Consider the following 19,232-nt stretch of genomic DNA (forward strand, 5'->3'; position numbering starts at 1 on the left):
GTGCCGCCCGGGGTCTTTTTCCTTGTGCGAGCCGGCTCTTGACAGCAATCGCTGTTCGTTATATAAGACGCTAAATAACGGAGGAGGTCCAATAGTGGATTTCAACCAATGTGCCTGTTCGGGAAAAAATCTGGCCCGTCTGGTTCGGCCGGCCGTACTGGCCTTGCTGACTCGCGGTGAGACGCATGGTTACGACCTGATGCAGCAATTGTGCGGATTGGCCATCTATGCCGATGCTCCGCCCGACACCAGCGGCGTCTACAAGGTTCTCAAAACCATGGAGCAGGAAGGGCTGGTTTCGTCCAGTTGGGAACCGGGGGGCAGCGGACCGGCCAAGCGGCGTTATGTTCTGACTCGGGATGGCAGGGAGTGTCTGCGACGCTGGATTGAAACGCTGGAAGGCTACCGCTCTCAAATCAATGGCCTGCTGGCCATTCTTCGGCCGGATGGCAAGTCATCGCCAAGCATTGGTTAAAGCAGGCGGCACAAGGCGAAGCGGTGCGGCAATCAAGGAGCACTATCCATGTACCACCCTTCTCTCGACCCATCGCCTTGTGACCACAAAACCCAAGCCGAACTGCATTTCCGGATGAATGATGCCCTGAGGAGCGATGAGGGCCTGACGCTTCGTCCTGCAAAACAGCCATGATGTTTTTTCCCCAAGCGCTTTCCACTGCTCTTCGACCCGGTGGCGGAAGTCTCTCCCGGCCGGTCTGGGGCATTTCCGCTGCGGTGTTCGGCATCGGCCTCTGGCAGCTGGTTGCCTGGCTGGTGACGACCCGCCGCGGCGTTCCTTTTCCCACGCCCATCGAATGCCTCTGGGTTTTGCGCAATCTGTTGATGGGCGCCGTCTTTCTGGAACACAGTATCTACCATCATCTGCAGGTGAGTCTGGTCCGCTGGGCCGAAGGTTTCGGCATCGGCCTGGGCGCCGGACTATTCTACACCTTGATCGCCGGCTGGTGGCGCCCGGTGCGTTTGCTGACCATGCCGACCGTGGAGGTGCTGCAGGTCGTTCCGGGTCTGGCCTGGATTCCCGTGGCCATCCTGCTGTTCGGACTCAACCAGACCGCCACCGTGGCCATGATCGCCGTCACCGCCTTTCCGGCCGTGGCCATTGCCGGGGTGATGGGAGTGCAGAGCGTGGACCGGCGCTACGTGCGCGCCGGTCGGATGTGCGGCGCCGGACCGCTGTCGCTGTTCGCCACCGTGTTTCTGCCCGGCGCCCTGCCGCATCTGCTGAGCGGCCTGCGCATCGCCCTGGGGGCGGCCTGGCGGGTTCTGGTGGCGGCGGAGATGATCGTCGGCTCCGGCGACGGGCTGGGCTATGCCATCATCCAATCGCGCTGGACCATGGACTATGTGTCGGCTTTTGTCTGCATCGCCATCATCGCCCTTTTCGGGCTGGGGCTCGAACGCCTGGTGCTGGCGCCTCTGGAGCGGCGCACCGTCAGACGATGGGGGCTCAGCCATGAGCACTGAAGCGGCCCTGGTGCTCCATCAGGTGGGCAAGATCTTCCCCGGCCAGGGGCGTCAGGGCGGGATAACGGCCCTCGACAGCCTGGATCTCGAGATCCGCCGGGGCGAGTTCGTGGCGGTCGTCGGCCCCAGCGGCTGCGGCAAGTCGACCCTCATCGACCTGCTGGCCGGCTTCACCCGGCCCACCTGCGGCTCGATCATGACCGGGAGCCGGCCGGTGTCGGGCCCCGGGCCCGACCGGGTGGTGGTCTTCCAGGATCACGCGGTGTTGCCCTGGTACACGGCCCTTGGCAATGTCGCCTACGGCCTGCGCCGCCAGGGAGTGCCGAAGGGGGAGGCCAAACGGCGTGCCCGGGAAGCCCTGGTCCGGGTCGGGCTGGAGGAATTCCTGCATGCCCATCCCGCCGCCCTGTCGGGAGGCATGCGGCAACGGGTGGCGCTGGCCCGCGCCATGGTCCTGAATCCGGAAATTCTGCTCCTCGACGAGCCTTTCGCCGCCCTTGATGCGGTGACCCGGGCCCGCCTTCAGGACGAATTGACGGTTCTTTGGCAGGAGTTCGGCTGGACGGTCATTTTCGTCACCCATACCCTGGCCGAGGCGGTTTACCTGGCAGACCGGGTGGTCGTGCTGGAACGCCCGCCGGCGGGACTGCGCGGCATCGAAACCATCGATCTGCCACGCCCACGCCGGCGCCGCGATGGGCGGATCATTGCCTGCACCGAACATCTCGATGCGCGCCTGAGCGGCGGCCTTGATGAACTGGACGGCGAAACCTGCATTTGTGCACGACTCTGAACAAGGAGATGTCATGAAATCGAAAACAGCCCTCGTCTGTTCCGCATTGGTCGTTTTGTCCCTTTTCGCCGTGCTGTCCATGTCCGGCTGCGACAACCGCTCCGAGGTCAAAAGCGATGCCGTCGTGTGTCGCCTGGCCTATACCTCCAAGGGCTACTACGCACCTCAGTTCCTCGCTTCCCAAAAAGGCTGGCTGGCCGCCGACGGCGTGATTGTCGAGGATGTCAAACTGGGCATGAGCGCCGGTATCGCCGCGGCCGAAGCCCTGGTCAGCGGCAGCGCCGACGTGGCGGTAATGGGTGACGTGCCCGCCCTCATCGCCCTCGCCGGCCCCCGTGACTGTGTCCTGGTGGCCGCCTACGGCGGCGGGGAGAACATGCACTCCATCGTGGTCGGCGACAAGTCGGGAGTTGCCGAACCGGCAGATCTGGCAGGAAAACGCCTCGGCGTTCAGTTCGGTTCCAGCACCCATGGTGCGGTTTATCTCTACCTGGAGCATCACGGCATCGACCCGGCGACGGTCCAACTGGTGAACCTGTCCCAGAAGGATCTCATCGAAGCCCTGCTCAGCGGCTCGATTGACGCCTTCGCCGCCTCCGAACCGACTCCCATGCTAGCGCAGGAAAAGGTGCCGGGAGCCCGCCAACTGGCCGACCTGTCAGGTCTTGGCAATGACTACCCTTCCCTCATCGTCGCCTCGCGGGAATTCGCCGACGCCCATCCCGAAGCTGTCCGGGCCATTGTCGCCGGCACCCGCCGGGCCGTGGACTGGATCAACGCCGACCCGGACGCAGCCGCCGCCGAAACCACCCTGGTGACCGGCGTGCCGGCCTCGCTGGAAGCCGCCATGTTCCGCAAGATGGAATGGCGGGTCCGGCTGGATGAACAGGTTACCAGAAGCCTGAATATGACAGGGGAGTTTTTACACCGCATCGGCAAACTGAAGGAAGTCCCGGATGTGGAGGGTCGTTCGCGGCCGGAATTCCTGCAACCCCAGGTTGGACAAGGGCGCAGGGAGTCCTGAGCGGAGCTGGGGGAATTGAATGCCTGCCGATCGGTTTTAATGGTTTGCGGATGGGAACGCCGGGCAAGTTCGCGTTGTTCAGAACGACGCACGGGATAAATGTGTTCAGCAAGCGGCACGCAGCCGCTCCGCAACCGATCAATAAAGCCTGCGAAACGCCGAGGCCTTGATCGCCGCCATCACCTCTGTGCCGGGCGCAAGCCCGAGTTCCTCGACGGCTTCGCCGACGACCTGGCCGACCAGCGACTGCCCCATGCAATCGAGTTCCACGCCGACCCGGCTGCCGACCTCGACAAGCTTCCTGACCCGGCAATGCAGCAGATTGCGGGCACTGGACGCTTCCGGATGCCGCTTGAACAGGGTAATGTCCTTGGAGGAAAGTTCAAACATGCCGGGGGCCGGGTCGACTCCGTTGAGCAGCACCAGCTCCTGCCCGCCCCAGCGATAAACCGTCAGCTCGCCGCGGGATCTGGGTTCTTCCAACTCCAGCAGATTCATGAAACCCGCCGGGCTGCTGCCCATGCATCGCAGAGCCAGTTCATCCACGGCGGTCTGGGAGCGGAATCGGCCGTTTTCGAATTCCAGCACCTGCTCGGCCATCATCTGCATTTCATTGAGGGAGTGGCTGATAAACAAAAAAGGTATGGCGAATTCTTTGAAGACGTTTTTCAGATAGGGAATGATTTGATATTTCAATCCGTCATCGAGGCCGTTGAGGGGCTCGTCCATCAGTATCAACCGCGGATTGCCGAGAATGGTTCTCCCCAGCGCCACCCTTTTGGCCTCTCCCCCGGAGAGACTGCCGACGCCCCGATCCAGCAACGGGGCAAGATTGAGCACATCGATCAAATCGTCCGCTTTGATCCGGGGCCGCGAACCGGCGACCCGCCGGTGGCCATAGAAAAGATTACGCCTGACGGACATGTGCGGAAACAGGTTGGAACTCTGGAAGACCACCCCGACATGACGCTGTTCCGGACGGAGATGAACTTTCCGGGAGGCATCGAACAACGTCTCGCCATCCAGGCGGATAAACCCGGAATCCGGTCGGAACAAGCCGGACAACAGGTTCATCAGGGTGGTTTTGCCGCTACCGGAAGGACCGAAAACTCCGATGCGACGGCCCTCGGCAGTGAAATCGGCGGCAAAGGAAAACCGTCCCAGCTGCTTTTTCAGTGAAACTTCCAGCTTCATCGCCGTTCCTCCCTGTTCAGCCTCCGGACCATGCTTTCATTGAAGATCAATACCACCAGGGCCAGCAGCACGGATACCAGGCAAAGCCCGAGGGCCATGCCATCGCCGCCCGGGGTACTGGAATAACTGTAAATGGCCAGGGGAATGGTCTGGGTCACTCCGGGAATATTGCCGGCGATGACGATGGTGGCACCGAATTCACCAAGACTGCGCGCAAACATCAGGGACATGCCGGCGAGTATCGAGCGACCTGCAAGCGGCAGGGTCACGGTCAGAAGGGTGTCATGCCAACCTGCGCCCAAGGTTCGCGCGGCGTGCAGCAGTTGCTTGTCGATCCCTTCCAGGCCGATGCGAATGGAGCGTACCAGCAGCGGGAAGCCCACCACCATGGAAGCGATGACCGCTGCCTTCCAGGTAAAAATAATCCGGATACCGAAGCGTCCCAGCAGTTGCCCCAGCCAGCTGTTCCCGCCCAGGGCCAGCAGCAGCAGATAACCGACCACGACCGGCGGCAACACCAAGGGCAGGTTGATCAGGCCATCCACCAGGGCCTTGGCGCGAAAGCGGCAGAAGGCCAGCAGATAGGCGACGCCGATGCCAAAGGGCAGGGACAGCAGGGTGGCGGCACAGGCCACCCATGCCGAAAGCTTCATGGCCTGCCAATCAGCGGGTGAAAAATCCAACATCTTGCGCACTCCAGAAGGCAGAACCGATGCGGCCCGGGGGCCCTTTACCTGATAACGAACCCATACTGCTCAAGGATCTTTCCTGCCTCGGCCCCACGCAGATATTTCATGAAGGCCTTGACTTCCGGTTTGGCGGCACCCTGGATGGTGACTCCCACCGGGTAAGTAACCTGATCATAGAGGTCTGCCGGCACTTCATAGAGGATGCCGGCACTCTTGGCCAAAAGGGCATCCGTCTTATATACGAAAGCGGCGTCGGCTTCGCCGCGATCCGCATACAGCAGGGCCTGCCGCACATCCTGGGCCATGACCAGCCTTGCGACCAGACTCGAATAAATGCCGGCCGCCTGCATGGCCTGTTCGGCATATTTCCCGGCGGGGACGCTTTGCGGACTGCCGATGGCGATGAGTCTGAGCTTGCTCAGGTCCTTCATGCTGGAAATTTTCAGTTTTTTGTCGCCGACCACGACCAGGGCATTGTATGCTAAAACCTTGACATCCCGGGGCGCGACAAACCCTTTACCAACCAGGTAGTCCATCCAGTCGGTGCTGGCGGAAATAAAAATGTCGGCGGGCGCCCCCTGTTCCACCTGCTTGGCCAAGGCGCCTGAAGCACCGAAATTGGGCAGAATTTTGACATCGGGATGCTTTTGTTCATAACCCGCGATCATCTGCTTGACCGCATCGCTCATGCTTGCCGCCACGGACAGACGCACCTCTCCTGAAAAAGCGGCAGTGACGGAGAAGAATACGCCGAAAAGTATCGCCAACACGGTTCTGGCTGCCAACATGATGAGTTCCTTTCTTCCTGATGCAGGATGCATGAGCCGAGGAAAGTTTTGCGAACCGAGCGAGGATGCGGTGGTTGCAGAATGGACAAAATAATGCCATATTGGATATTATCATGTCAAAAGAAAACTTGACGGTTCACAATTTCGTTCGTCGCTTTCGCGAAGAGCGCGGCTGGTCGCAACAGGATCTGGCAGAGCGCGCCGGCCTTTCCCGAACCGGTATCAGCGGCATTGAAGCAGGACGCCTGATCCCGTCCACCGCCGCCGCCCTGGCCCTGGCAGCCATATTCGGTTGCCGGGTCGAGGATCTCTTTGTCCTGACCGGCAACGAGGCCGCCCAGTGGGCCTGGCCGCCGCCCGGCAAAACCTGCCGCTACTGGCGAGCCATCATCGGAGCCAGGCATTGGCTCTATCCGGTGGAGGTCAGCCCCCTCGGCACGGTGCCCCATGACGGTGTCTGGCGGGACGGGAAATGCAACGATCACGAGTTTGCCGATCCGGTTCGCACCCTGGTGGTGGCCTGTTGCGATCCCGCGGTTGCCGTCCTGGCCGCGGAATATGCCCGGCAAACCCCTTTTCGCATGCTGGTGCTGCCGCGCTCCAGCCGCGCCGCCCTGGAACTGCTGGCGGCCGGCCTGGTCCATGCAGCGGGAGTCCATCTGGCCGACGCGGACAGCAAGGCAGGAAACCGCGATGCGGTGGCCCAAACCGTCCAAAATCCCTTCCAGTTGCTGCGCATCGCCGATTGGGATGAAGGCTTGGCCCTGGCGCCGGGCCTGGCCACCACCGCCATTGAAACCCTGATTGAGTCGAAGTTGCAATGGATCGGCCGCGAACCGGGTTCCGGCGCCCGCCGGGTGCTCGATGAGATCACGCAAAACCGCATTTCTCTTTCCCACTTGGCCAGAGATCATCGGGGGGTGGCTCAGGCGATTCGCCATGGTTTTGCCCAGGCCGGCGTTTCCCTGCGCCTGGTCTGCGAAGAGGAAGGCGTCGATTTCTTATCCGTATGCAGTGAAGCCTATGATTTCTGCATCCTGCAATCGAGCGTCGACGACCCCCGCATCCGAGGACTGGTCGACGTCATTCAATCGACGGTTTACCGGAACCTGATCGGTGAGTTGCCCGGTTACGACAACCGTCGCACCGGCGAAATGGAGTCCACCGACGGGTAGACGCATGGGGGATGATGGCAGGACGTATACTATGGCTATGCAGTGAAGAAGTCTGTTTCGCCGGTAGCGGTTGCCGTGTCAGGAAAGTAGGATTTCGACGACCCATTTCGCCACGAGGCCGCTGACACGGGCACACTGGTCCTCGCGCAGCTTGGCGAACATCATATACTCGCCGGCATTCCAGAAATTCCAGGTACGTCCGCTGAATCTGTGCTGCAGATGCTCGCAGGAGGTGCCGCCGAACTCGGCCTGGAAACGGGCGACCAGTTTCCGCCCCACATTGAAATTTTGAAGGCCGGGGCCGGAGCCAAAATGGTCGGGATCCCGTCCATGCCAGGCGCCCAGTGCGAGTAAGCCGCCCGCCAGGGCACCGCACATACCGCTGCCCATGAGGGCGCCGCCGCCGGACAAACCATGGCTGGCCTTAATCAAATCGTCAGTCACCTTGTCCCCCATCACCGTTTGGACGGCGCTCAGGACACATTGGGGACAGCAGCCATATTTCAAATCCAGATCGTAGGCAATGTGATAGGCCTGATCTGCCAGTTCCCGACGTTCTTCATCATTCATGGCACGTATTTCCTCTTATGAAGTTTCCATCTTTCCATGCAGCCGGTCGGTGCCAAGGCCCCGGCCTTTTTTGGATCAGAATCCCACGTTATTAAAGACAATCAACCATATCCTGTCAAGAGATACAGACGCCATCCGTGGGTTGCGGATGGGCACTTCGACGGATTTGGCCTCGAGATTTTTCCCTGGCCATACCGGGAAAAAAGGCAGCGGACGGGAGTGGTAACGGCTGCGACGCAGAGCAGGCGGCCCAGGCCCAAAAGGCAGACAATGCTATATCTATTCCGGGATTGAAAGCGATGGGAAGCATGCGCTGCCCAAGATGAATTGCGATTCCGGAGAAGGTCGCCAGATGCTTCAGCCATGGACGGACGAAGATCGACGCCCTGATGTTGGCCGACCTGTGCATGGCCGCGATTATTCTTTCCCTGCACAGGCCCGTTCGAGGGCCGCCATGTCGAATTTCTTCATCTTCAGAAAAGCCCGGGTCACGCGGGCGCGCTGTTCGGGGGTGCCTGCCATCAGCGTGGCCAGTTTCGCCGGCACAATCTGCCATGAGAGTCCGAACTGGTCCTTGAGCCAGCCGCACTCCTCGGCCTGCGGCACCGCCGAGAGTTTTTCCCAGTAATAGTCGATCTCATCCTGGGTATCGCAGTTGACCACCAGCGAAACCGCTTCGTTGAAGGAAAAGTCGTGGGGGTGCGCCGAGTCCATCGCCGCGAACCATTGCCCTGCCAGCATGAAATCCTCGAACATCACCGTCCCTTCCCGGTCCGGTTCCTGGCCGGGGCCGTAGCGGGCGACGAGGCCCTCGCGGGCGTCCGGGAAGACGGAGAGATAGAACTTCATCGCCGCTTCGGCCTTGCCGCTGACCTCTTTGGTGAACAGCAATGACGGAACGATATTCGGCCGCGGCTCGCCTTCCGGATCGGAGAGGATCAGCTGCCAGGAGACGCCGAATCTATCCTGAACCCAGCCGTAGCAGGCACTGAAGGGATAGCTGTCGAGGGGCATCAACACGGCACCGCCCTCGACCAGTCTGCCCCACAGGGCATCCAGCGCCTCTTTCGCGTCCGGGCGCCGCGACGGGTCGAAGTTGACGAAGAACGACACCGACGGATTGATCTTGAAGGCGGGGCCGGCACTGATGGCCGTGAACTGGTAGCCGAGGAGCCGGAAACCCACCAACTCCACGTCGCCCGAAGGCGTATCGGCAATGGGCGTCACGCTTGTAACCGCCGAGTCGCCGCCAAAGGCGGATACATAGAACTCGGCCGCGGCCTTCGCTTGTTTGTCGAACCAAAGAAACGGGATGATCTTCTGGGTAGCCATAACGCCTCACCTTTCCGCATCTCGCAGCAGGCGGCGCCCCTCGGCCGTGAACAGCCACCAGGGGCGGGCTTCGCCGCTGTCGAGAAAATGCCTGGCCGCCAGCAGGGTGTAGAGCACGCAGGGGTCCTGACGCTTTCCCATGACGGCGCCTAGGCGGAGGTAGACGGACAGCGGCGCCAGCTCGGCCAGCTGCCGGGGCTCCATGATGCCGACGGCACGCAGGTCGGCGGCAATCGCCCTGCCGATGTTCGGCAACTCTTCGAGTTCTCGGGCCTGCTCCGGTCGCCGGGCTTTCATGTGCGTCTCCATCGCGGCTGTCCATCCCAACGTGCGGTTTTTTCCTATTTTAGCACTCGTTGGCGTTACCATTGAAAAAAGGGCGACAGCGGCGATATAACCCCATAACCCGGCCACCCCGGCGTAGAGGGTCCCCACTATCACATCACCATCTGGCATGTGGATCCTGCCAAGGCCAGGATGCAATAGCATACCCGCGCAAATCCGTGACAGATCCTTCTAAAATTAGATCTATCCCGGTTTCATAGGTTTTTCGGGAAGGTGATTCTTCTAAAGATGCCGGTTGAAATCCATTTTTTGGTGCAATATCCGCACAACATCGATTCCGTCAGATAGCACTTTGAAGAAAATGACGTGAGAACCGGCGTATACTTTTCGGTATCCCGGCCTCATATCTGCAATATCTATAGAAGTTGCGAGATCGGTGGCCTGTTTTTCCATTACCGCCCACAGTTCACGGACATATTTTTCTGCCTGGTCCATACCCCATCGGGCAAAGGTGAAATCCCAGATATCGTCCAGGTCTCCCTTGGCCTTGGGCGTTAAGGTGACCCTGCTCATACGGAAAGGGACTTCTTCTTGTCCGCGATGAAGGCTTCAATGTCCAAGCCCGTAGAGGGGCCGGAATTTTCTCCCTCAATCAAGGCCCTTCTTAATTCTTCCAGCTTGAGATGGTCTCTCCGAATCAGGTCCCGCACATAGTCCGAGGCATTGGCATACCTCCCGGACTGCACACATTCCTCGACCCATTTCTTCATCTGCTCGGGCAATGAAATATTCATCGTCGCCATGGGGCTCTCCTTTTTATCGGGTGATGACTACACCCTATGGCAATCTTTGCCATCTGTCAACCGGAGGCAACCCGTTTGGGAGGGGTCCATTACCTGGTCTCCAGGGTGAAAGTGGCCCTCAGTCTTAACGGAGGTACTCAATCCAGGTTCGGCAGCTACGATGGGCGGCGAGAGAGCAGGCATCCTCACCGTAGTTGGCGGGGCAAACTGTCGGCACCGGCTGATTTTTCAACTTGTCGTCAACGTTCATAAAGGAAAACAGGAGGAGTTGGAAAGAGCCTTGGTGGTCCGGTCGCGGCTGATGTGTTCGATGTTGGCTTCCCCGTCAACAGGCCGTGGAAGCCCGGCTCATCCTGGGCCGCATGGAGGCCGCTGAGCATGATAAACTCCGCCTTGTTGCGCGGTTCCCGCAACAGGACCTGCTGCTGTTGTAATCTACCACCGAAGTCAAGCAAATGTTTGCAAAGGATAAGGCTGGGAACCTCCGCAAGGCCGCGGAAAATTGGGTCAAAATGGAATCTGATATGGCGGGATAGTCCATATGCTCACAGCAAGGCCGGCGACTTCCATCGACAAATGGCCTTCCGATGAGCGGAAGGCCATTTGTCTAATCATGTCCACTGTGTGTGGCGAGTGTTTTTTGCCGCCACATTCCGTTGCAGTTAATCCGCCTGAGGGATCGCGGCCGCTTCAAATCCGTAATCCCGCAGAATGCCTTGCCCCTGGGGCGACAGGATGAACATGGCCAGCCGCCATGCCTCCTCGGCGGCCCCTTTCCTGACGATGAGGCCGTAATCGGCACCCACGGACAGATTGTCCGGCACCCGGACAATCTGAAGCGCCGGGACTTCCTTTTGCGCCAGCACCGCATTGGTGCAGTAGGTCAGAAACACATCGGCCTGCTTTTCGGTCATGACCCAACCATAAGGGTTGCGACCTTCGGGAGCCTTGGCGCTGTCGGGTCCGCCGGTCAACTGCAGGGCCTTGCCGGAAAGGGTGTCGAAACTCCCGGTTTTGATGCCGTCAGCCTTTTTAAAGAGTTCCCACGCGTAGTCCCCGCTCGGATCCGCCTTCGGAGTCGAGGTTCCTACCCGAATCTTCCTGTCCATCATAACCTTGTAGAGATTGTCGGTGGTCACCGCCAGACCGGGCTGCGCCAGACCACAGAGTTGATTCCGAGTGAACAGTACCACCGGACTGCCCCATCCGGCGGCGGCCAGGGTTTTCGGATGGTTCATGTCCGCAGAAGCAAATACATCGGGCTTTTCACCTGCTTCGATGGATTTGCGCAACAGTCCGCTGGGGCCGAATTTGGTGGTCACCTTGGTGCCATAGGCATTTTCATAGGCGGCCACCACATCGCTGAGAGCAGCCTTCAAGCTGCCCGCGGCATAGAGGGTCAGGGACTCGGCCGACACGGCCAGAGGCGCAGAAAAAACCAGCAGAGCCACCATCGTCAGGAACTTTTTACCAAACTTCATAATTTCCCCCTTTTCTTAAACTGCCTGATTGACCAAAGAACTTTTCGGAAATCTATTTTTTCCCACAATAAAAAGATTTTTATATGCTTCCAAGCGCTTCCTCTCGTCACATCACAAGGAATCGAACCACCTCCTCAAATTCCAAGTCTGAAAAAGTGCCAAGGTGCATTGTGGACATGCTTGTTTGAGCCGATTGGGGCACCAAATAGAATTGGGGACAAATTAAGAATAGACCAATGAAATATCTTGCCAAGCCGAATCGAAATATATTGAATTATATAGCGTAGTCTGCAAAAATCTACAAGAAACGATATCTATCGAACGAATGCTCCCTGGCCAACATTGGTACCATGCTGGAAATAATGTTGCATTTAATCGCCAATTCGTCATTTTTATGCCGTGGTCGCTGGTCTCCCAATCCCCTTCAACATGAAAGGAGTTTTCGATGAAGCACGTCTTGAATGCCGACCCTTTTGGAAAAATCGCGTTGCAGGGCTACGATCCGGTGGCCTTTCATTCTGCCGGCAAGCCGATGAAAGGGAATCCTGCAATTCTGGCTGAATATGCCGGCTACAAGTTTGTCTTTGCTTCCGAGGAGAACAAGACCGCATTTGAAAAACAACCCGAAAAATATCTGCCGGCGTTCGGTGGTTATTGTGCCTTCGGTATCTCCATCGGGGTATTGTTCCCGGTCGAAATCGACACCTGGGAGATCATCGATGGCCGCCTGGTGCTCCAATACACCACTGAAGTAAAGCAAATGTTCGAACAAGACAAAGCAGAAAACCTCCGCAAGGCCAATGAAAACTGGGCCAAAATGGAACCGGACATGGCGAAATAGTCTCGATATCCCTGGAGCACGGTCAGCGACTGCCATGCAAAAAAGGCCCCTCACAGAGGGGCCTTTTTTGCATGGCAAACTAATTTTTCGGTCGTCTTGGGCATTGTTTCAAGAAGGTGCGGCAACTTGGTCCGTGCCGGAATCTGCAAGCAGGCGCCGCCGGCGCTGCAAGAGATAGCAGGGCAACCCGCTCAGGGTCATCAACAGCCCCAGCAAGGCAGGTCCGGGTCGATCCCGGACAATCTGGACCAGAATCAACAGATACCCGCCCATGAACAATAGCGGCACCAAGGGATACCCCCAGGCCCGATAAAGTCGCGGCGTTTCCGGCCTCCGGAAGCGCAACACGAACAGGGCCAGACCGCAAGCCAGGCAGGACAAGACCATGACCGCCACGACGTAGCTAAGCAACTGGTCGAAGGTGCCCAGCACCAACAGCAGGATCCCCAACAGTGCCTGGCAGGCCAGGGCGACGGTCGGGGTGCGGTATTTCGGATGCAGATGGCCAAGTCGCACCGCGAAGAGTCCGTCTCGGCCCATGGCATAGGCGACCCGCGATCCGGTCATGACTGTCGCATTGATGCCGGCGGCAATAGCCAATATGATGGGCAGGGAAACCCATCGCGCTACGCCCGACCCATAGAGCGACTGCAGGACCACTTGAGCGACGTTGGTGGCCCCGGCCAGCTCGGTCAAGGGCAGGGCCGTCACATAGACCAGATTGATCAACAGGTAAATGACCGTCACCGCCAGGGTGCCGAAAATCAATGCCCGGGGCAGATTGCGCTGTGGATTGCTGATTTCGCCGCCGACATAGGCGGCGGCGAACCAGCCACTGAAGGTGAAAAGAACCGCGATCATGGGCCCGCCGAACATGCGCGACCAGCTTAACGGCATTGGTGCGACGCCGGTCAAGAGTTCCCAATTCACCCCCGGTGCCGCCAGACCCGCCAGCACCAGCCCCCCCAGAAGCGCCAGAGTTCCCAAGGCGAACAGGTTCTGGGTGGTGCCCCCGGGACGAATGCCCAGCCAGTTGATGGCCGTAAAGATCAAAATCAGCCCGCCGCCAAGAACCATTTCGGAAACGCCGTTCAGCAGCGGCAGCGCCATCCGCAGATAACTGGCCAAGGCGATGGACAGGGCAGCAATGGAGCCGGGATTGATGACCCAGAACGCCACCCAGCCCAACAGAAAACCGGCCCAGGGTCCGAAAGCTTCCTTGAGAAACTGATAATCACCGCCGGAGCGGGGAAACATCCCGGCCAACTCCGCATAGGTCAGCGCGCCGCACAGGGACAGCACGCCGCCCAGTACCCAGATACCCAGAAACAACCAGGGATGGGACAGTTCGCCGGCCAGAAAACCACTGGTGGTAAAAATGCCGGCACCGATGACATTGCCGATAATGAGCAGCACTGCATCGACCAAGGTCAGGCGACGACTCAAACTCACTCGACCATCCCTTCCGCAACCAACCGCGGACCGATATAGACCAAACCGAGGGTTTTTTCCGATTCGGCCCGCACTTGGTTGGCGGCCTGATTCAGGTTGGTCCTCACCAGTTTTTCGCTACCGGCAATACCTGCCGAATAGACCAGGGCCACAGGGGTTTGCCCGTCATAGTAGCGTTGCAGGAGGGGGACCAGTTTTTCGAATTCCCACATGGCCAGAAACAGGGCCATGGTTTCGCCGTTGGCGGCCGCCGCCTGCAGCAGTAATTCGTTTTGGCGCAACCCCTCAGGCCCGGAAATGATGATGGATCCGGTGCCGGTGATGTCCCGGTTGATAACGGCGTTGGCGGCGTTGAAGGAACTCATGGCCGGAATGGTGACGATTTGATCCTCGTTGAAATACTCCCGCACCCAGCGACTGCTGCCATAGATCATGGGATCGCCCCAATCCATGAAAGCAATACTGCGACCGTCGGCCAGCACCTCCTTGAGCTTTTTGATCTCACCGGCCCGCAACCGGGCCAGCATTTCGTCGAGTTGCTCTTCCGGCAAATCCGGCTGTTGGCGCCGATAGACGCCACGAATGAACTGCAGGGGATCAAAAAGATTTTCCTTGCCCCTCAGGTAATGGCCGAAACGCTTGACAATATCGGCCGGCGCCGCCATGACGTCGACGCGGGCCAGAGCCGACAGGGCCTCCAGAGTGATCAGATCCGTATCACCGGGGCCGACGCCGATGATGTACAACTTGCCCGGTTGCCGCAAATCCACTACCTCGATGCGCACCACGGCCTGGATATCGCGATCTTCGGTCAGTTCGTCCGGCACGATCATGGTGAATTTACCGCCGAAATCCTTGAAACTTTGCCCGTTTTTGGCCGTGGCAACAATGATGCGCCGCCCCTCGGGCGAAAGAAACAGTTCCCCCATGGCGAACAGGGCTCGATAGCCGTCGGGCGCCGAGACCAGCACGGCCTTTTCCAGGTCCGGTTGTACGCCGGCCTGTTCCAGCAACTTCACCAGGGGAACGCCCCGGTACCGGTGCAGGCCCCGGAAACCGTGACTGCCGCCAAACAATTTCTTATGCACCTCGATTTGCGGATGACGAGACAAGTCCTTCAGTTCCAAAGGCTTGCCGACTAAACCGTCGATCCGGAAAGAATCGGAATAAAGGCGTGCCGAACGATCGATACGAATGTCGGGGTGCAGATCCATAACCTCGATACTGACCACATCCTCCAGGTAGCGCTCGGTATAGAAATCCCCGGTCAACAACAGTTTCGGCAATCCGACCCGACGTTGGAGGGTGGCCAACTGCGTCTTGTCGCCGGGATGGCGCGGAATGACTGGGTCCGCGCTCAGGGCAATGGTGACCTCGGCCGGGTTGCTGTAATAGACCTCGCCCCAGGACAGCACCACCTGGCGCCCCTGACGATCGCGAACCCGGATGGCCACATCGATCGGCTTGGCGAAATCGGACGCCTCCTTTTGGATATGCGCCATGTCCAACAGGGTTTTCAGGGGTACCGCTCGGTGCTGAAAAAAGCCGTGGAAGCGTCCTTGCCGATCCACTTCGTTGGCCTGTACGGTTACGGTCTGCAACCGCCCCAAGTCTTCGAGGGTCAGTCGCTGGGGATTTTTGACAATGCCGCTGATCGCCAGAACTGCCGGGGCGGCGGGCTTGTCATCGGCGGCCCAAATCGGCGCAGCCGTCAACAAAGCAATCAGCAAAGTGAATACGGACCATACGTTCCAATTCTTCAATGCAATACTCCCTCACACAAATTCTTCCATCCCGAAAGCCGCATGCAGCCTTGCAGGGTCCGAGGTCCCTCACAGACAATCAGGGCCAGGCTCCGGCTTGGTGCGCCAGCGCCGGACCGACATAAATCAGACCGAGAAACTTTTCCTCTTCGTCAGCAAGTTTTTTGCTTACTTCATCGAGGGTGGTCCGTACCAGCTTCTCCCGACCGGAAATGCCGGCCGCATAGGCCAGGTTGACCGGCGTGCCGCCCACATAGTGTTTCCTGAACAGAGGCAGCAACTCCTGGAAATCCTTGAGACCCATGAATATGGCCAGGGTATCGCCATTGGCGGCCACAGCGCGCAGCAGGTCCTCGTTGCGCCGCAAACCGTCAGGCGCGGAAATGATGATGGAGCCATTGCCGCCGATATCCCGCGCAACCATGGCATTGGCCGCATTGAAGGAACTCATGGCCGCCACGCTGACGATTTCATCCTCCTCAAAATAGTTGCGCACCCAGCGACTGCTGCCGTAAATAAGGGGATCGCCCCAATCCAGAAAGGCCACGCTGCGCCCTGCGGCCAGGGCCGCCTTGATCTTCTTCACCGGCTCCTGCCGCATGGTATCGAGCCGGCGGTCAATCTCCTCTTTGGACAACTGGGGATTCTGCCGGGTGAATAGCGGACGGGCCATCTTCAGGGGATCGAACAGCTGCTCCTTGCCGGTAAGATAGGGAGCGAAACGCTTGGCGATATCGTCCGGTGCCGCCATGGCGTCGGCTTTCTGCAAGGCGGACAAGGCCTCCAGGGTAATGAGACTGGTATCGCCGGGGCCAACGCCGATGATGAACAATTTTGCCCGTTGCCTCAAATCGACCACTTCGATACGGTCGACAGCTTGCACGTCGCGGTCATCGGTCAACTCGTCTGGTACAATCATGGTGAACCTGCCGCCCGGGTCCTGAAAGGGCTTGCCGTTCTGGCTGGCGGCCACAATGATGCGGCGTCCGAGGGGAGAAAGAAACAGTTCGCCCATGGCAAACAGAGCCCGGTAACCATCGGGGGCGGAAACCAGCACCGCCTGGTCCAGTTCGGGCTTGACGCCGGCGGCTTCAAGGAGCTTGACCAGCGGCACACCACGATAGCGATGCAAACCATGATAACCGCGCCCGGTGCCCACCACCTTTTTCTGGACTTCGATCTGCTCGTAACGGGCCAGATTGCTTATCTCCATAGGCTTGTCCACCGTCCCGGCAATACGAAATGATTTTGAGTAGGGTTTTGCCGAGCGGTCCACACGAATGTCCGGATGCAGATCCAGGACTTCGATGCTGACAACATCCTCCAGGTTTCGATCATTGAAAAAATCACCGGTGAGCAACAATTTGGGGAATCCCACCCGCCGTTTAAGCACGTCCAAAGCCGGCTGGTATTCGGCGGGGCTGTGGCAGGAGGCGCAGTTGGCGGCCGAGTGTCTGGGCATGACCGGCTCCGCGCTGTAGGCAAGGGCGATCTCCCCGGGATTGCTGTAAAATATCTCCCCCCACGAAAGCACCACCTGGCGCCCCTGGCGATCCCGCAAGCGGACCGCCACATCGACCGGTTTGGTAAAATCCTGGGCTTCCTTTTCGATCAGGGCCATTTCCAGCAACGTTCGCAGCGGCACTGCCTGGTATCGGAAAACACCATGGAATCGGCCGTCCCGGCTCACTTCGTTCATTTGCAAGGGAATCGATCGAAATTTGGCCAAATCATCCAGGGTCAGGCGTAAGGGATGTTTGACGATGCCGCCAACGGTCAGCACCGGGGGAGCAGGGTCCGCGGCCCGCAGCCGCGGGATGCCGATGAGGGCAACCAGCAGCAAACCAAAGGCGGCGGCAAAGGCGACTTTTTTCATGGGTCCTCTCCTTTGCGCAATTTCAAAATTCCGGGGAAATACCAGAGCATCAAAAGACACAAAACGCCATTGCCCAACAGAATCAGCAGCATGCCGGGATCACGCTTCACGGTGATGCCCATATCCGGAATCCGATAGGGTTGGTTGTCCTGCGGCTTGCCGACCATGCCCAAATGCAGGCTGAGGCCCTGCCAGTACACCGGCTCCAGAATTTCCACGCTGCGCCACTCGGAGCGACCGTTGGCCGTCAACTCAAGATCCGCCCGGCATTGTTCGAGACTGCCGGGCGGCAGGGGGGCTCCGGTAAAACGGCATTGATAATCCAGCACCGCGATGTGTCGGCCGGCCAGTTCCAGCGAAGCGCCGGCCCGGGCCGGCAGACCGGTCTTGACGCCGGTAAAATCGGTCAGGGCATGGCCCATGAGCAGCAGCAGGAAGCAACCATGCATCACCGAAGGCGCCAGCAACAGGCAGAACAGGTAGGGCTGATGCTGGCCGCGTCGCTGCCAAAGAAACAGGACCCGGTTCAAGGTACAGGCGAAAGTGTTGATGCCCAACAGGGTCAGCAGGGCGAGCAGGCTCAGCAACCACCAGGCATGCCATCCCGAATGCTGCATGAACCAGGGCAGCAGCAGATTGCGGTTCAGCAAATCGTAAACCGGTAGGAATTTGGCGTGAAAACTGCCGATGAACAGGTTGAGGGAGAGAAGCACCAGCAGCCAAAGGGTCAAGCGGAGGCCGGCCAGCCAATTCCAAAATGTTCTCATGATCAGCGCTCCTCCCGGCCGGTGGTGTTCATGGCTTCGATCGCCGCGGGCAACTCCGGGCCCGCCGCCTCGACAACCGTACCGGTTACAACCTGTTCCGGTTTTGCCTTGGCTGCGAACAGGGTCATATAGGGCACCACCTGCAGGACATAACCGAAGACCAGCATCAGGCCGGCGCCGGTCAACGCCCAGCGCGCCTTGTGGCGCAAAGTCACGGCACGATCGAAATGGGTGTGGAGGTAGCCGCAATAGCAGCACCAGATGGCCGCCGACTGCAGGTGCCGCTCACTCCAGTGAAACAGGGTCGCCCAGCCCAGGTAGCTCCAGATGGCTCCGACAATCTGCGCCAGGCTGTAAAGGATGAAGCCCCAGATGGCCAGGCTGTTGAACAACGTGCCCTGGTAACGGCCGCGCAGAAAGCGCCAGGCAAACCAGCCGGCCAGCAACCAGCAGGCCGTGGCCAGGACTTCGAGAAAGAAGAATGCCGGGGAAAACAGGGTCGCGCTGAACGGCCCCGGAGCCGGCAGGGAGATGGGCAGCAGCAAGCCCAGCAGGGCGGCAATGGCGGTGGGCCAGACGATGGAGGCGGCGTCCTCGCTTTTTTTCCACAACAACAGCAAAGCCAGCAGCGCAAAGCACCAGGGCAGGAAATGGCTGACGTTGAACACACCGTTGAGGGAAAACACGCCCCAGGACCAGGAGCGGGTCAACAGAGACAGGGTATGAAAACCGAATCCGGTCGCCAGCAGAATCGTCATCCAGGCGGACCGGCTTGGGCGCAGGCAGTGAAAAATCAGGCTGCCGGCGTAACCGCCGACAGCCCCAATCAACAACATAGAGGAGGCATCAGTTGTGCTCATGCGTGTTGCCCTCGCTTGCGCGGCCGGGTCGGGTTCCGGCCGCGCTTGCCTGTGAAA

The 19,232-nt window shown here is 59.3% G+C and carries 20 protein-coding genes; 6 read left to right on the forward strand and 14 right to left on the reverse strand.

Annotation, left to right across the window (positions count from 1 at the left end):
• The first annotated feature begins 94 nt into the window (after window positions 1–94).
• The 4 genes from JQN68_RS04145 (at window position 95) to JQN68_RS04160 (ending at window position 3,299) form a co-directional block, all read left to right on the forward strand.
• Window positions 95–475, forward strand: coding sequence for a PadR family transcriptional regulator (locus tag JQN68_RS04145; protein ID WP_225073260.1), 381 nt, complete (start codon window positions 95–97; stop codon window positions 473–475).
• Between the two features lie 170 nt (window positions 476–645).
• Window positions 646–1,482 carry an ABC transporter permease gene (locus JQN68_RS04150; protein ID WP_225073259.1) on the forward strand — a complete coding sequence of 279 codons (837 nt, stop codon included), beginning with the start codon at window positions 646–648 and terminating at the stop codon, window positions 1,480–1,482.
• Window positions 1,472–2,275, forward strand: a complete 804-nt coding sequence (locus JQN68_RS04155; RefSeq protein WP_225073258.1) for an ABC transporter ATP-binding protein — start codon at window positions 1,472–1,474, stop codon at window positions 2,273–2,275. Before JQN68_RS04150 ends, JQN68_RS04155 begins: the two co-directional genes overlap by 11 nt.
• Before the next feature lie 13 nt (window positions 2,276–2,288).
• Window positions 2,289–3,299, forward strand: a complete 1,011-nt coding sequence (locus JQN68_RS04160; RefSeq protein WP_225073257.1) for an ABC transporter substrate-binding protein — start codon at window positions 2,289–2,291, stop codon at window positions 3,297–3,299.
• A 138-nt stretch (window positions 3,300–3,437) separates the two neighbouring features.
• On the opposite strand, the gene modC is transcribed toward JQN68_RS04160, so the two are convergent.
• Genes modC through modA form a run of 3 tightly spaced genes read right to left on the reverse strand, consistent with a single transcriptional unit; the run spans window position 3,438 to window position 5,970 of the window.
• Window positions 3,438–4,493, reverse strand: coding sequence for a molybdenum ABC transporter ATP-binding protein (gene modC, locus JQN68_RS04165; RefSeq protein ID WP_225073256.1), 1,056 nt, complete (start codon window positions 4,491–4,493; stop codon window positions 3,438–3,440).
• Entirely contained in the window at window positions 4,490–5,179 is a 690-nt protein-coding gene (gene modB, locus JQN68_RS04170; RefSeq protein WP_225073255.1) for a molybdate ABC transporter permease subunit, read from the reverse strand. The genes modC and modB overlap by 4 nt, the downstream gene beginning before the upstream one ends.
• Window positions 5,180–5,223: 44 nt before the next feature.
• Window positions 5,224–5,970, reverse strand: a complete 747-nt coding sequence (modA, locus tag JQN68_RS04175) for a molybdate ABC transporter substrate-binding protein (protein ID WP_225073254.1) — start codon at window positions 5,968–5,970, stop codon at window positions 5,224–5,226.
• A 113-nt stretch (window positions 5,971–6,083) separates the two neighbouring features.
• Between modA and JQN68_RS04180 the strand changes: the two genes are divergently transcribed.
• A complete protein-coding gene (locus JQN68_RS04180; RefSeq protein ID WP_225073253.1) occupies window positions 6,084–7,145 on the forward strand; it encodes an XRE family transcriptional regulator in 1,062 nt (353 codons plus the stop codon).
• Between the two features lie 78 nt (window positions 7,146–7,223).
• Here JQN68_RS04180 and JQN68_RS04185 read toward each other — a convergent pair whose 3' ends face one another.
• From JQN68_RS04185 to JQN68_RS04210, 6 genes are all read right to left on the reverse strand, one after another.
• The gene (locus tag JQN68_RS04185; protein ID WP_225073252.1) at window positions 7,224–7,715 is read right to left on the reverse strand and encodes a C-GCAxxG-C-C family protein; all 492 of its coding nucleotides are present in this window, start codon (window positions 7,713–7,715) and stop codon (window positions 7,224–7,226) included.
• Between the two features lie 417 nt (window positions 7,716–8,132).
• Entirely contained in the window at window positions 8,133–9,047 is a 915-nt protein-coding gene (locus JQN68_RS04190; protein WP_225073251.1) for a VOC family protein, read from the reverse strand.
• 6 nt (window positions 9,048–9,053) lie between these two features.
• Complete coding sequence (locus tag JQN68_RS04195; RefSeq protein WP_225073250.1) at window positions 9,054–9,344, reverse strand: helix-hairpin-helix domain-containing protein; 291 nt, start codon at window positions 9,342–9,344, stop codon at window positions 9,054–9,056.
• A gap of 270 nt (window positions 9,345–9,614) precedes the next feature.
• Complete coding sequence (locus tag JQN68_RS04200) at window positions 9,615–9,905, reverse strand: type II toxin-antitoxin system RelE/ParE family toxin (RefSeq protein ID WP_225073249.1); 291 nt, start codon at window positions 9,903–9,905, stop codon at window positions 9,615–9,617.
• Entirely contained in the window at window positions 9,902–10,135 is a 234-nt protein-coding gene (locus tag JQN68_RS04205; RefSeq protein ID WP_225073248.1) for a type II toxin-antitoxin system ParD family antitoxin, read from the reverse strand. Before JQN68_RS04205 ends, JQN68_RS04200 begins: the two co-directional genes overlap by 4 nt.
• Before the next feature lie 662 nt (window positions 10,136–10,797).
• Complete coding sequence (locus JQN68_RS04210) at window positions 10,798–11,616, reverse strand: molybdate ABC transporter substrate-binding protein (protein WP_225073247.1); 819 nt, start codon at window positions 11,614–11,616, stop codon at window positions 10,798–10,800.
• A gap of 445 nt (window positions 11,617–12,061) precedes the next feature.
• On the opposite strand from JQN68_RS04210, the gene JQN68_RS04215 reads away from it, so the two are divergent.
• Window positions 12,062–12,457, forward strand: coding sequence for a YHS domain-containing (seleno)protein (locus JQN68_RS04215; RefSeq protein WP_225073246.1), 396 nt, complete (start codon window positions 12,062–12,064; stop codon window positions 12,455–12,457).
• A 108-nt stretch (window positions 12,458–12,565) separates the two neighbouring features.
• Here the strand turns inward: JQN68_RS04215 and JQN68_RS04220 are convergent, their stop codons facing one another.
• The 5 genes from JQN68_RS04220 to ccsA form a co-directional block, all read right to left on the reverse strand.
• Window positions 12,566–13,909, reverse strand: a complete 1,344-nt coding sequence (locus JQN68_RS04220; RefSeq protein WP_225073245.1) for an APC family permease — start codon at window positions 13,907–13,909, stop codon at window positions 12,566–12,568.
• Window positions 13,906–15,672 carry an SAM-dependent methyltransferase gene (locus tag JQN68_RS04225; RefSeq protein ID WP_225073244.1) on the reverse strand — a complete coding sequence of 589 codons (1,767 nt, stop codon included), beginning with the start codon at window positions 15,670–15,672 and terminating at the stop codon, window positions 13,906–13,908. Before JQN68_RS04225 ends, JQN68_RS04220 begins: the two co-directional genes overlap by 4 nt.
• A 79-nt stretch (window positions 15,673–15,751) precedes the next feature.
• A complete protein-coding gene (locus JQN68_RS04230) occupies window positions 15,752–17,548 on the reverse strand; it encodes an SAM-dependent methyltransferase (protein WP_225073243.1) in 1,797 nt (598 codons plus the stop codon).
• Window positions 17,545–18,315 carry a hypothetical protein gene (locus JQN68_RS04235; RefSeq protein WP_225073242.1) on the reverse strand — a complete coding sequence of 257 codons (771 nt, stop codon included), beginning with the start codon at window positions 18,313–18,315 and terminating at the stop codon, window positions 17,545–17,547. The genes JQN68_RS04230 and JQN68_RS04235 overlap by 4 nt, the downstream gene beginning before the upstream one ends.
• Before the next feature lie 2 nt (window positions 18,316–18,317).
• Window positions 18,318–19,175, reverse strand: a complete 858-nt coding sequence (gene ccsA / locus JQN68_RS04240; protein ID WP_225073241.1) for a cytochrome c biogenesis protein CcsA — start codon at window positions 19,173–19,175, stop codon at window positions 18,318–18,320.
• Window positions 19,176–19,232: the final 57 nt, after the last annotated feature.

Origin of the sequence: Desulfuromonas sp. CSMB_57, from assembly GCF_020194955.2 — a bacterium.
Classification (GTDB): Bacteria; Desulfobacterota; Desulfuromonadia; order Desulfuromonadales; family Syntrophotaleaceae; genus JAFCIY02.

Bases quoted from the DNA above. Each gene is read 5' to 3' on its own strand.
- JQN68_RS04150 (WP_225073259.1), top strand. From the start codon at position 646: ATGATGTTTTTTCCCCAAGCGCTTTCCACTGCTCTTCGACCCGGTGGC.
- JQN68_RS04155 (WP_225073258.1), top strand. From the start codon at position 1,472: ATGAGCACTGAAGCGGCCCTGGTGCTCCATCAGGTGGGCAAGATCTTC.
- JQN68_RS04160 (WP_225073257.1), top strand. From the start codon at position 2,289: ATGAAATCGAAAACAGCCCTCGTCTGTTCCGCATTGGTCGTTTTGTCC.
- modC (WP_225073256.1), bottom strand. From the start codon at position 4,493: ATGAAGCTGGAAGTTTCACTGAAAAAGCAGCTGGGACGGTTTTCCTTT.
- modB (WP_225073255.1), bottom strand. From the start codon at position 5,179: ATGTTGGATTTTTCACCCGCTGATTGGCAGGCCATGAAGCTTTCGGCA.
- modA (WP_225073254.1), bottom strand. From the start codon at position 5,970: ATGTTGGCAGCCAGAACCGTGTTGGCGATACTTTTCGGCGTATTCTTC.
- JQN68_RS04180 (WP_225073253.1), top strand. From the start codon at position 6,084: ATGTCAAAAGAAAACTTGACGGTTCACAATTTCGTTCGTCGCTTTCGC.
- JQN68_RS04185 (WP_225073252.1), bottom strand. From the start codon at position 7,715: ATGAATGATGAAGAACGTCGGGAACTGGCAGATCAGGCCTATCACATT.
- JQN68_RS04190 (WP_225073251.1), bottom strand. From the start codon at position 9,047: ATGGCTACCCAGAAGATCATCCCGTTTCTTTGGTTCGACAAACAAGCG.
- JQN68_RS04195 (WP_225073250.1), bottom strand. From the start codon at position 9,344: ATGAAAGCCCGGCGACCGGAGCAGGCCCGAGAACTCGAAGAGTTGCCG.
- JQN68_RS04200 (WP_225073249.1), bottom strand. From the start codon at position 9,905: ATGAGCAGGGTCACCTTAACGCCCAAGGCCAAGGGAGACCTGGACGAT.
- JQN68_RS04205 (WP_225073248.1), bottom strand. From the start codon at position 10,135: ATGGCGACGATGAATATTTCATTGCCCGAGCAGATGAAGAAATGGGTC.
- JQN68_RS04210 (WP_225073247.1), bottom strand. From the start codon at position 11,616: ATGAAGTTTGGTAAAAAGTTCCTGACGATGGTGGCTCTGCTGGTTTTT.
- JQN68_RS04215 (WP_225073246.1), top strand. From the start codon at position 12,062: ATGAAGCACGTCTTGAATGCCGACCCTTTTGGAAAAATCGCGTTGCAG.
- JQN68_RS04230 (WP_225073243.1), bottom strand. From the start codon at position 17,548: ATGAAAAAAGTCGCCTTTGCCGCCGCCTTTGGTTTGCTGCTGGTTGCC.
- JQN68_RS04235 (WP_225073242.1), bottom strand. From the start codon at position 18,315: ATGAGAACATTTTGGAATTGGCTGGCCGGCCTCCGCTTGACCCTTTGG.
- ccsA (WP_225073241.1), bottom strand. From the start codon at position 19,175: ATGAGCACAACTGATGCCTCCTCTATGTTGTTGATTGGGGCTGTCGGC.